Source organism: Chryseobacterium sp. 2P, assembly GCF_059579425.1.
On sequence record NZ_CM184194.1, the window covers coordinates 4638502 to 4653961 of the forward strand.

Below are 15460 nucleotides of genomic sequence, written 5' to 3' on the forward strand. Positions count from 1 at the left end.
CATCTATTTATACAAAGTTAGTTTTTATGTTGTAAAAAGCAAATATGAAAATGATTTGATGTTATTAAAAACAAAAGCCACTGTTAATAGTGGCTTAAAATAATTTATCTTATATTTTTAATACGGATCATTTAAACAATTTTCATTGTATTTGAATTCATAATCTGTTCTGATCTTTAAACCAAAAATACCCCTTTCAAAAGTATAAGTAATTTGGTTTTTAAATAACATCCTTTTATAATCAATAAAGAAACTTCTTGTCATGTAAGAGTATTCATAAGCATTGTCACTTAAATAAATATAAGTTGTCTTTCCTTTTTGATGACTGCCTCTTCCTCCAACTTCAGCGATCATATTCTTAAAGCAATATGTTTCTTTCTGAGGATTCATTCCGGTTATATAATTAATCAGAAAAAAGGCATTTATGATCATTGGAAATGTAACTCCAAAGAAATAATTTTTACCTAAAACTCCTATTCTTATAATATTTTTACTGATCAAAATATTACTTATAATAACCAGAATAACAATAATTCCTGCAAACCAATAAAAATTAAATACCGTTTTAAATATTACAGTAAATACCAAAATAGCATTAAGAATACTAAAAACGATATATTTATCAATTTTAGTCATCAATCCACAATCTTGAAATCCAATTGTTTTTGAATCAGATTTGCTTTTACCACTTTGATCTGAACCTGATCTCCCAACTGATATTTTTTACCATGTCTGTTTCCGTACACGGCGTGGGTTTTTGCATCATAAGAGTAAGAATCGTCCGTTAAATCTCTTAATTTGATTAATCCTTCCGCACCGTTTTCAGGAATTTCTACCCAGAAACCGAATTCCGCAACACCCGAAATAACCCCGTTGAAAGTTTCTCCCAAATGTTTCTCCATAAATTTCACCTGCATGAATTTTATAGAATCTCTTTCCGCATCTGCCGCCAGTCTTTCCATATAACTGCAGTGTTTTGCTTTTTCTTCAAGATCTGCCTTGTTCGGAGATTTTCCGCCATCAAGATAATGCTGCAGTAATCGATGCGCAATTAAATCCGGATAACGACGGATAGGAGAGGTGAAGTGGCTGTAATAATCGAATCCCAATCCGTAGTGACCGATAGGTTCTGTAGAATAAACCGCCTTGCTCATGCTTCGCATTGCCAGAGTTTCGATCATATTTTCTTCGCCTTTACCTTTTACATCGTGCAGTAATTTGTTTAAAGATTCCGCTACTTTTTTGGTATTCGCCAAGTCCATTTTATATCCGAAAGTCGACACAAAATCTCTCAGAGATTCCAGTTTTGCCGGATCCGGATCGTCGTGAACCCTGTAAATAAAAGTATTCTGCGAAATTTCTCCTCTTTTGTTCAGAGAAACAAATTCCGATACTTTTTTATTCGCCAACAGCATAAATTCTTCAATTAAATGATTGGAATCTTTGCTTATTTTAAAGTAAACTCCAACAGGCTCGTTGTTTTCATCCAGATTGAACCGTACTTCACTTCTGTCGAAAGTAATTGCTCCGTCTTTGATTCTTTTCTGACGCATAATTTTCGCCAATTGATCCAAAACGAGGATTTCTTCTTTAAAATCGCCGTCTTTTCCTTCAATTCTTTCCTGTGCTTCTTCGTACGTAAATCGTCTGTCTGAATGAATTACCGTTCTTCCGAACCATTGTTTTTTGATTTCAGCTTTGTCATTCAGCTCAAAAACGGCTGAAAAAGTAAATTTATCCTCGTGCGGACGAAGCGAACAGACATCATTACTTAAAACTTCCGGAAGCATCGGTACAACGCGGTCTACCAAATATACGGAAGTGGCTCTCTGGTAAGCTTCATCATCCAGAATTGTTCCCGGAACCACATAATGCGAAACATCCGCAATGTGAACTCCGATTTCCCAGTTTCCGTTGTCTAATTTTCTGATGGATAATGCATCATCAAAGTCTTTTGCATCTTTCGGGTCGATGGTGAAGGTTGTAATTCCACGCATATCCCATCTTTTTGCAACTTCTTCTTCATTGATGTTTCTGTCGATTTTATCTGCATCTCTTTCCACTTCTTCAGGGAATTCGTACGGCAGTCCATATTCCGCAAGAATAGAGTGGATCTCCGTTTCATGTTCTCCTGGAGCTCCTAAAACCTGAATAATTTCTCCCTCCGGATTTTTATCTCCCGGTCTCCATTCCGTCATTTTTACGATTACTTTATTGCCGTCTTCCGCACCTCCGAATTTAGGTTTTGGAACAAAAATATCAGTATTAATGGTCTTTTTATCACAAACCACAAAACCAAAATCTTTATGAGGAACGATTTGCAAAGTTCCCACAAATTCTGTTCTCGTTCTTTCCAGAACTTCAAGAACAGAGCCTTCCAGTTTTTTGCCTTTGTAAGTGTAGGTTACAATTAATACTTTATCGCCCTGCAAAGCATCTTTTACATTCTTTGAGTGTATAAAAATATCATCTTCAAGACCTTCCACATTTACATAAGCATTACCGGACTGGTTGAAATCGATAATTCCTGTTAATGTTCCTTTAATATTAAGGTTAAGAACATATTTTCCTTTTTCGGCTTCTTTTATTCTTTCGGCAGCCTGCAATCTGTGCAATGCCTGAATCACAAGTTCTCTCTGTCTCGGATTCTTATAATCTATTCCGTCTGCAATCTGCTTATAGTTGTAGACTTTCGTGGAATTTTCATTCATAAATCTAAGGATCAGTTTTCCGATTTCCTTCAGTTTATGTTCATTTTTCTGACTTATATATTTTCTTTTTTTTGCCATTTTAATTTGTAATTAGTTAATTTTTAATTCCGATCATTTCAATCAGAATGATTTAAAAATACCGAATAATTGTGAAATTTTTAAATCTTAAAGTTTAGTTTACTGGTAAAAACCCATCAATTTTCCTTCCATTTATTCTACAACGGAAGTTTTAGTTTTGTATAAATTTAATACAAATATGGAGAAGAGTGGAGAAAAACCTTTTAATAATGTGTTTTTAAATTTTCTACAGGCTTGTATGGAAATAATAGATTGTAATTTCTACTGGACGTTGCAAATATACAAAATAAAAAATAAATAAGGCTTGCAATTTGATTTACAAGCCTTTATACTTTTAGCAGAATGCAATTTTATCAACTCTGTTCTGATGTCTGCCTCCTTCAAAGTCTGTAGAAAGGAATTTTTCAGCAATTTCGATAGCAACTTCCTTTGATATGAATCTTGCAGGGATCGAAATCATATTGGCATCATTATGCTGTCTTGCCAAGGAAGCAATCTCCGGCATCCAGCAAAGTGCGCAGCGAATCTTCTGATGTTTGTTGGCAGTGATCTGAACACCGTTCCCGCTTCCGCACAACAAAATTCCCAGTTCATTTTCTCCGTTTTCAACAGATGTAGCAGCAGGGTGTACAAAGTCCGGATAATCCACACTGTCTGTGGAAAACGTACCAAAATCCTGAATTTCAAATCGTTCTGAAAGATAGTTCTTAACAATCTCCTTGTATTCATAGCCTGCGTGGTCTGCAGCAATTGCTATTTTTCTTTTCATAATACTTGTATTAAGCCTTTAATAGATTTATTCCACACAAAGTTAAGTATAATGTGGATAAGTCTTAAATTTTTGGGAGTTAATTGTGAAAACGCTTGTGGGTAACTGTTGAAAAAAGTTCTAAAACTAAAGTTTCGTAACATTGAAAAATTTTGTAATGGAATTTCACCTGAATATATCCGACATTTTTTTTCACAAAGTTATTGGGGAGAATTCTCAGGATTTTCCATAAAATATTTATTAATAATAATATTTTTATAAAGTTACCCACATTTGTTAATAACGATGTGAAATACTATTATATCAGCTAATTACAATGTATATAAGTTGTGAATTGGCTTAAAATTAAATGTGGTAAAGTATTTCATTAAAATTTATCCCCTAAACTAACAATACTCAACAACAGTATCATTTTCTTTTTTTAAGAGAAAAGAAATTATGTTGATTGATGAATGATGAGTCTGCGGGAAACTTTTTGAAAACTTTTCAAAGCTTGAATCGTTCTGAAAATTTTAAAATCTTACATTTGTGAAACAAAATTTGAAAGAAATGAATGAACCCGACCTGCCAGAAAAAATGAAGCCAATGGATTCTCAAAGTCGGTTCACTTTACCTGAAAAAATATAAAATGTACATATGAAAACAATCAATGATTTCAATTTCAATGAAAAGAAGGCGCTTGTAAGAGTAGATTTCAATGTTCCGCAGGACGACCAGCTTAAAGTAACAGACAATACGAGAATTGTTGCGGTAAAACCAACCGTAGATAAAATCCTTAAAGATGGTGGTTCTGTAATTTTAATGGCTCACTTAGGGAGACCAAAAGGAGAGGTTAAAGACGAGTTTTCGCTGAAACATATCGTAGACAAGGTTTCTGAGGTTTTAGGACAGGAAGTTAAGTTTGTGGATGAATGTGTTGGAGAAAAGGCTGAAAAGGCTGCTTCTGAGCTTAAGCCGGGAGAAATTCTTTTGTTGGAAAATCTGCGTTTTCATAACGAAGAGGAAAAAGGTGATGAAGCTTTTGCAGAACAGCTTTCTAAATTAGCAGATGCGTATGTAAATGATGCATTCGGGACAGCTCACAGAGCGCACGCTTCAACAGCGGTTATTGCTAAATTTTTCCCATCAACTAAATTTTTCGGTTTATTGATGGCTAAAGAGCTTCATGCGATTGATAAAGTATTAAAAAGTGGTGAAAGACCTGTTACAGCTATTCTTGGTGGTTCTAAAGTTTCAACTAAAATTACCATTATAGAAAATATTTTACCGGCAGTTGATAATTTAATCATCGGAGGAGGAATGGCGTTTACTTTCATTAAGGCTTTAGGCGGAAAGATCGGAACTTCATTAGTGGAAGAAGATAAGTTACCTTTAGCACTGGAGATTTTAGAAAAAGCGAAGGAACATAAAGTGAAAGTTTATCTTCCGTCTGATACAATAATTGCTGAAAGTTTCAGTAATGATGCCGACAGAAAAGAAGTAGATATTTATGAAATTCCTGAAGGTTGGATGGGACTGGATGCAGGTCCGAAATCTAGAGATCAGTTCAATGACGTATTGTTAAATTCCAGAACGATTCTTTGGAACGGACCGATCGGAGTTTTCGAAATGTCGAATTTTGCGGCAGGAACTGTTGCGTTGGGAGACAGTATTGCCGAAGCTACAAAATTGGGAGCTTTCTCTTTAGTTGGAGGAGGAGACAGTGTTGCGTTTGTGAAGCAATTCGGTTACGGAGAAAAAGTAAGTTATGTTTCTACCGGTGGAGGAGCGATGTTGGAAAGTCTGGAAGGTTTGGAACTTCCGGGTGTTGCTGCCATTAACAATTAAGAAAATTAATTTATATATTTTAAGTCCGCTGATTTTTCGGCGGACTTTTTATTTTTGCTCAACTTGAAATTTTTTTATTTGATCATGTGTTATTAATTTTACTACTTTTTAACGCAAAGTATCGCAAAGATTTTTTATATACCAGCTGTTTTTAAGTTCGCAAAGGCGTTTCACTCAGCGAAGAACTCAAAGTTTTTTTAATTATTATGAAAAAGAATTTTTTATTTTCAAATTTCAGTTTAGAATACGAAGAACAAATTAAAAATTTTCATTTTTGATTTATCAAAGAATAATTTGTCAAATTTTGAAAATTACCAGTAAATTGAAATTTCTAGAACTGACCAAAATTTTTACTGATTCATTTTTACTTAGTACTCGAATGTGCGTTATTTTCAAAATTAGTAAAAAATTCAAAAAATATAATGATGGATTGTATTGATCAAAATTTTCAATATTCTCAAATAGCTAAAAATTGAAATTTTTAAAATATTTTTGATTTTTCTTATTTTACATAAAATTCAAATTTGCTTTATGCGAAATGTGTTGGGGTAGAAAAAAATAGAGTCAAATCTTGAGTTACTAACTTTTTACTAACAGATTTTAGAATTCTGGAGTGATTTTTCAAAAAATTTAGTTTTGTGAAAAATATATTCTGAAAATTTGACTCGGGTAGGGGAGTCGATAAAAAATAAAATCCCGGACAATTTCCCGGGATTTTGATTTTCATGGCTCAAATTCTGAAAAAATGACCTTCAGAAATGGCTTAAATTTCGATTTTCTACTTTTTTTCGATAATGTATATCAAACTTGAAAATTCGTTCGAAAAAAGGGCTTTTACGTTAGAAATCGTTCCGAAGATCGTTGCTTTTAGCCAAAACAGGGTTGATTTTTTATATTTTTCGCTTAGCATAGAGATGTAATAAGAATCTAAAATCAACGGTTTGATTTTTCTCATTTTCCAGTTTGGTTTTTTGGCAATCAGATTTTCCATGCCTTTTTTTGAAAAATGATAGATGTGTCTCGGAACATCATAAGCCGCCCAATATTCTTTATAATGTTTCGCATCGTAAGAAGTAGGATTGGGAACGGCAATAATTAATAGCCCTTTGTCTTTTAATTTACGGTTGAAAATTTCGAGCATCTCGTCCTGATTTTCGATATGTTCAAAAACATGCCATAAAGTAATTGCGTCCAGACTTTTATCTTCAATGGAATGAATATTATCTAAAATAGCAGCTTTTGAAATTTTATTCTGCGCTGCTTTTCTTGCATCTGCATCCGGTTCAAAACCGAAAGTTTCGAAATCATTTTCTATAAACTTTACAAATTCTCCGGCTCCGCAACCATAATCCAATACTTTTGATCCTTTGCTGATTCGGTCTAAAAGTATATTTTTTTTGTACTGCAAATTAAAGGACTGTAAAAATTTATACAGTTTTTCTTTGAGACTTCCGGAATCCTGATGATGGGAAATATAATCTTCACTTTCATAATATTTTGAAATATTGGATGGAATAGGGGAGGTCTTGAAAACTCCTTTGGTATCTGTTTCAATAATTTCAAAAATTTCCTGCGATAGAAAATGATCTTTTATTTTCATTTGATTTTTCTTTAAAATTAAAAATTAAGATATTCAGACCTTTGTATAAGCTCATAAATACCTTAATTTTGATTGTATTTTTATGAATGTTTCACGTGAAACATTTTCGTTTTAGCGTCCTAAATAGACCAACAAAACGTTAATATCTGCAGGCGAAACTCCGCTGATTCTTCCAGCCTGTGCAATTGTTTTTGGTTTTACATTCGTCATCTTCTGCTTTGCTTCTGCAGAAAGACTTGAGATTTTTGTATAATCGAAATCTTCCGGAATTTTTATGTTTTCCAGACGGTTTAGTTTGGCAACATTTTCTTTTTCTTTCTCAATATAGCCTCTGTACTTAATATTCACTTCTGCCTGTTCTCTTACTTCGTCATCAAATTTAGAAGAAACTTCGTTGATAAAGTCGATCTGATCCAGTTTTTCTAACGTCATATTCGGTCTTGTAAGAATCTGCGCTGCTCTGTAAGCCTGATCAACAGGACTGCTTTCGATCGTTTCCAGAATAGGATTAATTACTCCCGGCTTTAAAGAGGTTTCCCGAAGAAAGCTTTCAAGTTCTTCGCTCTGAGCGACTTTCTCATTCACTCTTTTTAAGCGTTCTTCTTTGGCTAAACCTAAATCAAAAGCTTTTTGCGTTAATCTAATGTCTGCGTTATCCTGTCTTAAAAGAAGTCTGTATTCTGCTCTTGAGGTAAACATCCTGTACGGTTCTTCTGTTCCTTTTGTGATAAGATCATCAATTAAAACTCCGATGTAAGCTTCGTCTCGATTAAGGATAAATTCATCCTGTTCTTTTACTTTGTTGTGAGCGTTAATTCCGGCAATAAGACCTTGTCCGGCTGCTTCTTCGTATCCCGTTGTCCCGTTGATCTGTCCCGCGAAGTACAAGTTATCAATTAATTTTGTCTCCAAAGTATGCTTCAATTGGGTAGGAGGGAAGTAGTCATATTCAATGGCATAGCCCGGACGGAATACCTTTACGTTTTCGAATCCCGGAATATGTTTCATTGCTTTGATCTGCACATCTTCAGGAAGGGAAGAACTGAAGCCGTTTACATAGATCTCTACTGTTTTCCAACCTTCAGGTTCTACAAACAACTGATGTCTGTTTCTCTCTGCAAAACGGTTGATCTTATCTTCAATACTCGGACAATATCTTGGTCCTAAACTCTGAATCGTACCATTGAACATTGGGCTTCTGTCGAAACCTTCACGTAAAATATCATGTACGGTTTCGTTGGTATAAACGATGTGACAGCTTAATTGTTTGGTTAATTTAGGGGTATCTAAATAGCTGAATTTTTGAGGATTTTCATCTCCTTTCTGTTCTTCCATTTTAGAATAATCAAGACTTCTTCCGTCTACGCGGGGTGGGGTACCGGTCTTCATTCTTCCTGCTTCAAAGCCTAAAGAAACGAGTTGTTCTGTAATTCCAAAAGCTCTTGGTTCGCCCATTCTTCCGCCTCCTAATTGTTTATCTCCAACGTGGATCAAACCATTAAGGAAAGTTCCGTTGGTAAGAACTACAGAACGTCCTTTTATCTCTATTCCTAATGACGTAACCACTCCGGCAACTTTATTATTTTCGATAATAAGCTGCTTTACCATGTCCTGAAAGAAATCAAGATTGGGTGTATTTTCTAAAGCCAAACGCCATTCTTCTGCGAAAAGCATTCTGTCGTTTTGTGTTCTTGGTGACCACATGGCAGGACCTTTGGAAAGATTCAGCATCTTGAACTGGATCGCAGATTTATCTGCTACAATTCCGGAATATCCTCCCATCGCATCGATCTCTCTTACGATCTGTCCTTTTGCAATTCCACCCATTGCAGGGTTGCAGCTCATCTGTCCGATGGTCTGCATATTCATTGTAATAAGCAACGTTTTTGAACCTAAATTTGCTGCTGCAGCGGCGGCTTCACATCCTGCGTGACCGGCACCGACTACGATTACATCATATATTTCTGAAATCATTTTTTTTGCTTGTTTTAAGCCTTAATTTTTACTCTTTTTTACAAATGTTTCACGTGAAACATTTGTAAATTTTATTGTCTTAAATCTGTTCTGTTGCGCTTTATTTAGCCCCGATCGCAGCATTTGTCTGAGCTCATTTTCTTTTGAAAAAAGAAAATAGCGAGTGCGGAGAGCGGGATTAAGCTCCTAAAAAAACTTAATGGTATTTTGCTAAATAATGATCTTCTTTTCCTCGCATCTGCAGTTCTTCTTCTTCTGTTTTATCTTTATATCCGCAAAGGTGCAGAATGCCGTGAGCCAAAACTCTCCGTAATTCTTCTTCGTAATTTCTGGATAGGGTAGAAGCGTTGTCTGAAATGCGCTGCAAAGATACAAAAATCTCGCCGCTTATGGTCTTCCCTTTTACATAGTCAAATGTAATGATATCAGTATAGTAGTCGTGCTGTAAATAATCCTGGTTTACCTTGAGTAAATATTCGTCGTCACAGAAAATATAATTGATCTCGCCCAACTTTTTTTCTTCTGAAAGAATAAGGTCTTCCAGCCATTTTTTGTATTCTGTGTTTACCGATTCGGGTAAGTTTTCGTAAAAAAATTGTATCATTTCGTAATTAAAACCAGTGTCCTAAAATAACACTGAATATGCCTTTTTGATTGTTTTTAAGTGAATGGCTGAAGTTGATTTTGATCTGCCCGAAAGGAGATTTGTATCCAGCCGTTAATCCTACTGAGCTGAAATTTAGTTTTACCGCATCCTCAAAAGTTATATCATTGGAAAGGTTGGCAAAAGAGAAATTTCCGCTCAGGAAATAGTTTTTATTGAATTTAAACTGAAGGTCGTTTGAAATTAAAACCACATTATTGCTGTTCAGCTGAGCAAAATAAAATCCTGAGAAGCTTCTGTAGTTTACGATATTCTGTTCAAAGATTCCGCCCAGTCTGTATTTGTAAAAGTCGGGAAGGTTTTCGCCGATGGTAATTCCTCCGTAAAGATTGAGTCTGTATGCAAACTGTTTTGAAATCGGAAGATTAATCCTGATATCTGCTTTTACCTGAACGAGTCTTTTTTCTACTTCCGATTTTAGTAGATCGATTACTTTTCCTTCTGCGTTAATATAAATTCCGCGGGTAGGGAAGTCTCTGTCGTTTTGGGTATCGCTTTTCAGAAATACGTACGGATTGAGAAATCTGCTGTATCTTTTATTGTCTCCGTTGAATTCCGCTTCGAAATAATCGTGACTGATTCCGCCGCCAATGGCAAATTTATCTTTCCAGATCGACTGAATATAAGCTTCATTTCTCAGCCATATCCATTTGTCGACTTCATTGTTATTGACATCTTTCAAATTAAAGCTCATTCCCGAAGAATAAATTCCGAAGCCCGGAATATATCCGTTATCAATAAAATAGTTTAAATAATATCGGGGTTTATCTCCCACAACAATGTCCAGCGAAAGATTTGAATTTCGAGATAAAAGTCGTTTTGCTGAATAGTTTAAAAGAAGTCCGGTTTTGAAAATTTCGTCGTAATGCAATCCGAATTTTAGAAAATGTCTTGCATCGTCTTCGGTAACGTAGAGCTTAAGGTAATTTGAATTGTTTCCGGAAATTATATCGTAATTGATGAATTTGTAATTGTTGGTGGCGACCAATTTATCAATCTGTTTATTGATGCTTCCGTAGGTTTGGAGAGAAGGGAGCCGCAGTCCCATTTTCCCTAAAACATAATTTTTACCGTAAATTCTGCTTCCTTCAATTTCGAGACTGTCGATTTTGTAGACATTGGAGTAAATAGGGCTCATTTGCTGTCTTATTCTGTCGAAAGGTCTCTTGGGTAGCTGATCGAGAATATCGACGTATTTTAAGCCTTCTACGTAGCCGCTGTCGAGAATTTTTTTCTTATCATCGTAGCTTGTGGCTGTCATGCCTGTTAAATTAGGTTTAATGTTGATATCGGTATATTGATATTGTCTTTTGGTATCTTTTTTAATTCCGAAATCAATGACCTGATTTAAGATGGCGATAATGCTGTTCAGATCTTCACGTTTGGAAAGATCCTGATTGAGATCTACCCCGATAACGATATCAATTCCTTTATCTTTTAAAGGTTTGGAAGGGTAGTTCACCGTCATCGCTCCATCAATATAAATACTGTCGTTAATTTTTACAGGATCCATGAGTGATGGAAATGCAGAACTTGCCATAATCGACTGTACCAGATCTCCTTTTTCAAAAATCTGCATATTGCCGCTTTCCAGATTGGTGGCGACACACATAAAAGGAATCGGGAGTTTTGAGAAATCATCGATGTTGGAAACATTTTTGAAAAGTTCCTTCAGCAGATAGACATTTTTCTGTCCGGAACTGATGGAAGAGGGCAGTGTAATTTTTCCGTTTTTAAGAGGAATAGACAAAAGATATTTGTCAACAGATTTATTAAAGAAAGTTGTTTCCTGTCGTTTTGCTTTGGGATCAGTGATTAAAGAATAGAAATCGGTGTCCATTACAATCTTTTCTATCTCTTTTCCGGAATATCCTGAAGCGTACAGTCCGCCGACAATGGCTCCCATACTTGTTCCTGCGATGTAATCTACTTTTACCCCGAGAGAATCCAGTATTTTAAGAACACCAACATGAGAAAATCCTTTAGCTCCGCCACCTGCGAGAGAAAGTCCTATCTTAGGATTTTTCGGGATTACGAGATCTTTCTTTACTTGAGAATGAATCATAATCAATTGAAAGGCAAATAAAATCATCAGGAGCTTTCTCATAGGCTAATCTTTTACATAAATCCGTTTCACGCGGGGCGAAATGGAGGTTAAAACTTCATAGGTTATTGTTTTGCAGTAGTCTGCGAATTCTTTTAAACTGGGTTTTGCGTTAAAAATGGTAACAGTATCGCCTTCCTTTACATTGGGGATATGATCTACGTTAATCATCATCATGTCCATACAGATGCTTCCTACAATCGGAGCAAGGGTTTTTTGGATTCCTACATTACCGACGTGGTTTCCGATTAATCTTGGGATTCCGTCTGCGTATCCTACAGGAATAGTGGCTATTTTCGTCTGATGATCTGTTTTAAATCTGCGGCTGTAACCAACTGATTCTCCGTTTTCTACCAAAGAAATTTGAGAGATTACCGTTTTAAAGCTTACCACAGATCTCAGCTGTTTCTGTATTTCACTATTTGGTGATTCTCCTAACATTCCGATTCCGATTCTTACCATATCATATTGATGATTGGTGTAATTGGTTATTCCTGAAGAATTTAAAATATGTCGGATAGGAGTGTACCCCAATTTTTCTATCAAATAGGTTGAGTTTTTTTCAAAAGTTTCAAGCTGATGGAATGTAAATTCTTTTTCATCCGGCAAATCTGAAGAAGAAAGATGGCTGAAAATACTTTGAACTTTTACATTCATTGAATTTAAAGTCTCACTTAACTGATCCAGTTCATTGCCTTTAAAACCAAGACGATGCATTCCTGTTTCCAGTTTGATGTGAATCGGATATTTTTTATCATATCCCGATTTCTGAACGGCTTCATAGAATAATTCCAGAACTCTGAAACTGTAAATTTCCGGTTCCAGATTATAGGTGATCACGGTTTCATAACTATGCTGTTCAGGATTCATAACCACAATAGGAACTGTGATTCCTTTTTTTCTGAGTTCTACGCCTTCATCAACGAAAGCGACTCCAAGATAATCTATGTGATGATGCTGTAAAAATTCTGAAATTTCATAACTTCCTAAGCCATAAGAATTTGCCTTTACCATCGCCATCATTTTTGTGGCTGGTTTTAATAAAGATTTATGGTAATTGATGTTATGAAGAATGGCATTCAAATTAATTTCTAAAACCGTATCATGTTTTCTGAGCTCAAGTAGATCTTTAAGTCTTTCGATCTCAAATTTTCTTGCCCCTTTTAATAGAATGATCTGATTTTCAATTTCTGTAAGGTGTTTACTTTCAATTAATTCCTGAGCATTGATAAAAGTAAAAGTTTTAGCTTTAAATAATTCACTAAATTTTGATATTTCATCACCGATCAGGAAAACAGAATCGAATTTCTGATCGTTTACAAGTTCTGAGACTTCTTCATACAGTTCTTTCGAATTGGAATTTACCCCTACAATATCTGTAAGAACCAGAGATTTTTTCGGTTTGTTGTATTCATTGAGAAATTGAAGCGCTGTTTTCAGAGAATCAAGATCAAGGTTAAAAGAATCGTTGATGACAATATTGTTCTCAATTCCTTCAATCGCTTCAAGTCTCATTTCAACAGCCTTTAAAGCGTTGATTTTTTCGACGATCTTTTCGTTTTCAATACCAAGTTCCTTTAAAACCGTTACAAGCGCCAAAGCATTCGTTAAAGTGGCTTCATCTCTCTGATGAACCGGAAAAGAAATTTCTTCGTCGAAATAATGTACCGTTACATCTTCGTTTTTCGAATTATTGTTTTTGAAGTAAACTTCGTTGTCTTCCTTAAACCCGTAAGAAATTAATTTTTTACTTGAATATAATTCTTTTATTTTTTTGTCAACCAAAGGATTATCTCCGTTATAAATAACCGTATCAGAGTGTTTGAATAATTTGATCTTTTCATCAATCAGCTCCTCTTCCGATTGGAAATTGGCAAGATGAGCAGTTCCGATGTGAGTGAGCAGACCAATCTGCGGATGGAAAATATTTTCGAGCTTTTCCATTTCGTCTGGCTTTGAAATGCCTACTTCAAAAATTCCTAATTGATGAGAATTATTAATCTGCAGCAGAGAAAGCGGAAGTCCGATCTGGGAATTGAAACTTTTCGGGCTTTTTACCGTTGGAAATTCATTCCACAGACATTGATACAGCCACTCTTTTAAAATCGTTTTTCCGTTACTTCCTGTAATTCCGATTGATTTTAAATGAGCATTTTCAAAATGAAATTTAGCTAATTTCTGAAGAAATTCAACCGAATTTTCAACAATGATCCACGTAATATTTTCAAACTGCGGATGATGATGTTCGGAAATGATGACATTTATTCCACGGTCGATAGCAGATTCAATGAACTTTTCTCCGGAATTTTTTGGAGTATTGATCGCTATAAACGCAGTATTTTTAGTAGAATAAATAATTCTGCTGTCGAAAGCGATATTCCTGATTATTATATTTTTGTCTCCAATAATCTTCGCATTGGTGATTTCTGCGATATGGTTTGTCGTGTAGTTCATAAACTACTTTTCTGTAATTAGGTTATAATTAGAATCAGGATTTCGGAAGTTATTAATCATATTTAAAAGATTTATTTGATTTCCTGAAATTTCATAAATGATAGAGTTGTGTTTCGTAATTAGTAATTTGTGAAACGCTGTGTCTTCATATTTCTGATGAATAAGATTTCCATTTTCAAGCAAAGAAATTTTTCTTTCTAAAATTTCATAAAAATCTTCCAAAACATCGAACCCCCAGTTTTCAATAAGAAAATCTTCTAGAATTTCTAAATCCGATTTGGCTCTATTTGTCCAAAAAATATTCATTTTTCTTTTTTGCAATTCTTTCCTTTGCTTCATTCATCACTGCCATATGTTCAGTTATCCGTCCGTTTTTTACGTCGTCTAAACCTTCCTGAATAGCATTGAGAATATCATCATGCGAAATTTTTTCCGGCTCTATAATTTCCGCAATCTTCAGCAATTCTTCCGGAAGAAATTTTTTCTCTTTCATTTTTCTGAAAAACGTAGGCTCGGAAATTCCGCTTTTCTCGATGATGTATTTCATTTTGAAAGGCGAATTTTTCAGAATCTCGTCAATAGAATTGCTGATCTTGATGTAATTTTTAATTTCTAATATCATTTTCTGATAGTTTTCACTATTAAATTTTAAACAAAATTAATAATAAATTTGATATTAAATCTCTTTTTTATTCAAAACTTCATCCACAAAAACTCTTCTGCTTACCGCATCGTAAGATTCTGTTTCTCCGAGTTCTACAAGATCTTTTCCTTCGGAAGTTCTCATAGAATAGTTGGCTAGATTTCCCGTTCTTCTGCAGATTGCGTGTACTTTTGTAACATATTCTGCAGTTGCCATCAGATTCGGCATCGGTCCGAAAGGTCTCCCGAGAAAATCCATATCCAGACCTGCAATAACCACTCTTATTCCGCCGTTTGCCAGTTGATTGGCTATATCCACAATGCTTTCATCAAAAAACTGTGCTTCATCAATTCCTACTACATGACAATTGGAAGCCAGCAAAAGAATTTCGCTGGGATTTTCTACCGCCGTGCTTCGGATTTTATTCTGATTGTGCGAAACCACATCTTCATCCGAATAGCGCGTATCCAGTTTTGGTTTAAAAATCTCCACATTCTGCCCTGCCATTTCAGCCCTTCTAAGCCTTCTGATCAACTCTTCGGTTTTTCCGGAAAACATTGAGCCACAAATAACTTCCATCCAACCACTTTGTTTGGAATGATTAATTGTATTTTCTAAAAACATTTGTTAAATTAG

The 15460-nt window shown here is 35.0% G+C and carries 12 protein-coding genes; 1 reads left to right on the forward strand and 11 read right to left on the reverse strand.

The window, feature by feature from the left end; translation table 11 throughout:
* Positions 1-117: 117 nt before the first annotated feature.
* From AC52CF_RS21280 to rpiB, 3 genes are all read right to left on the reverse strand, one after another.
* On the reverse strand, positions 118-636 hold the full coding sequence (locus tag AC52CF_RS21280) for a hypothetical protein (RefSeq protein WP_496517653.1): 519 nt from the start codon (positions 634-636) through the stop codon (positions 118-120).
* Positions 636-2789 carry a ribonuclease R gene (gene rnr / locus AC52CF_RS21285; RefSeq protein WP_496517654.1) on the reverse strand — a complete coding sequence of 718 codons (2154 nt, stop codon included), beginning with the start codon at positions 2787-2789 and terminating at the stop codon, positions 636-638. The genes AC52CF_RS21280 and rnr overlap by 1 nt, the downstream gene beginning before the upstream one ends.
* A gap of 334 nt (positions 2790-3123) precedes the next feature.
* Positions 3124-3558 carry a ribose 5-phosphate isomerase B gene (rpiB, locus tag AC52CF_RS21290; RefSeq protein WP_108409318.1) on the reverse strand — a complete coding sequence of 145 codons (435 nt, stop codon included), beginning with the start codon at positions 3556-3558 and terminating at the stop codon, positions 3124-3126.
* Positions 3559-4194: 636 nt separating this feature from the next.
* On the opposite strand from rpiB, the gene AC52CF_RS21295 reads away from it, so the two are divergent.
* Positions 4195-5385: a phosphoglycerate kinase gene (locus tag AC52CF_RS21295; protein WP_496517655.1), complete on the forward strand. Its 1191-nt coding sequence runs from the start codon at positions 4195-4197 to the stop codon at positions 5383-5385.
* 778 nt (positions 5386-6163) lie between these two features.
* Here AC52CF_RS21295 and AC52CF_RS21300 read toward each other — a convergent pair.
* The 8 genes from AC52CF_RS21300 to AC52CF_RS21335 all read right to left on the reverse strand — a co-directional run bounded on the left by AC52CF_RS21300 (position 6164) and on the right by AC52CF_RS21335 (position 15448).
* Positions 6164-6985 carry a class I SAM-dependent methyltransferase gene (locus AC52CF_RS21300; protein WP_214587792.1) on the reverse strand — a complete coding sequence of 274 codons (822 nt, stop codon included), beginning with the start codon at positions 6983-6985 and terminating at the stop codon, positions 6164-6166.
* A 111-nt stretch (positions 6986-7096) separates the two neighbouring features.
* Complete coding sequence (gene mnmG / locus AC52CF_RS21305) at positions 7097-8959, reverse strand: tRNA uridine-5-carboxymethylaminomethyl(34) synthesis enzyme MnmG (RefSeq protein WP_214587791.1); 1863 nt, start codon at positions 8957-8959, stop codon at positions 7097-7099.
* 196 nt (positions 8960-9155) lie between these two features.
* The gene (gene ybeY, locus AC52CF_RS21310; RefSeq protein WP_076391051.1) at positions 9156-9563 is read right to left on the reverse strand and encodes an rRNA maturation RNase YbeY; all 408 of its coding nucleotides are present in this window, start codon (positions 9561-9563) and stop codon (positions 9156-9158) included.
* A 7-nt stretch (positions 9564-9570) separates the two neighbouring features.
* Entirely contained in the window at positions 9571-11730 is a 2160-nt protein-coding gene (locus AC52CF_RS21315) for a patatin-like phospholipase family protein (protein WP_290263923.1), read from the reverse strand.
* A gap of 3 nt (positions 11731-11733) precedes the next feature.
* Complete coding sequence (locus tag AC52CF_RS21320; RefSeq protein ID WP_214587789.1) at positions 11734-14181, reverse strand: bifunctional UDP-N-acetylmuramoyl-tripeptide:D-alanyl-D-alanine ligase/alanine racemase; 2448 nt, start codon at positions 14179-14181, stop codon at positions 11734-11736.
* 3 nt (positions 14182-14184) lie between these two features.
* Positions 14185-14487 carry a type II toxin-antitoxin system RelE/ParE family toxin gene (locus tag AC52CF_RS21325; RefSeq protein WP_108408670.1) on the reverse strand — a complete coding sequence of 101 codons (303 nt, stop codon included), beginning with the start codon at positions 14485-14487 and terminating at the stop codon, positions 14185-14187.
* Complete coding sequence (locus tag AC52CF_RS21330) at positions 14465-14803, reverse strand: hypothetical protein (protein WP_076391047.1); 339 nt, start codon at positions 14801-14803, stop codon at positions 14465-14467. Before AC52CF_RS21330 ends, AC52CF_RS21325 begins: the two co-directional genes overlap by 23 nt.
* A 54-nt stretch (positions 14804-14857) precedes the next feature.
* Complete coding sequence (locus AC52CF_RS21335; RefSeq protein WP_214587788.1) at positions 14858-15448, reverse strand: thymidine kinase; 591 nt, start codon at positions 15446-15448, stop codon at positions 14858-14860.
* Between the last annotated feature and the right edge of the window lie 12 nt (positions 15449-15460).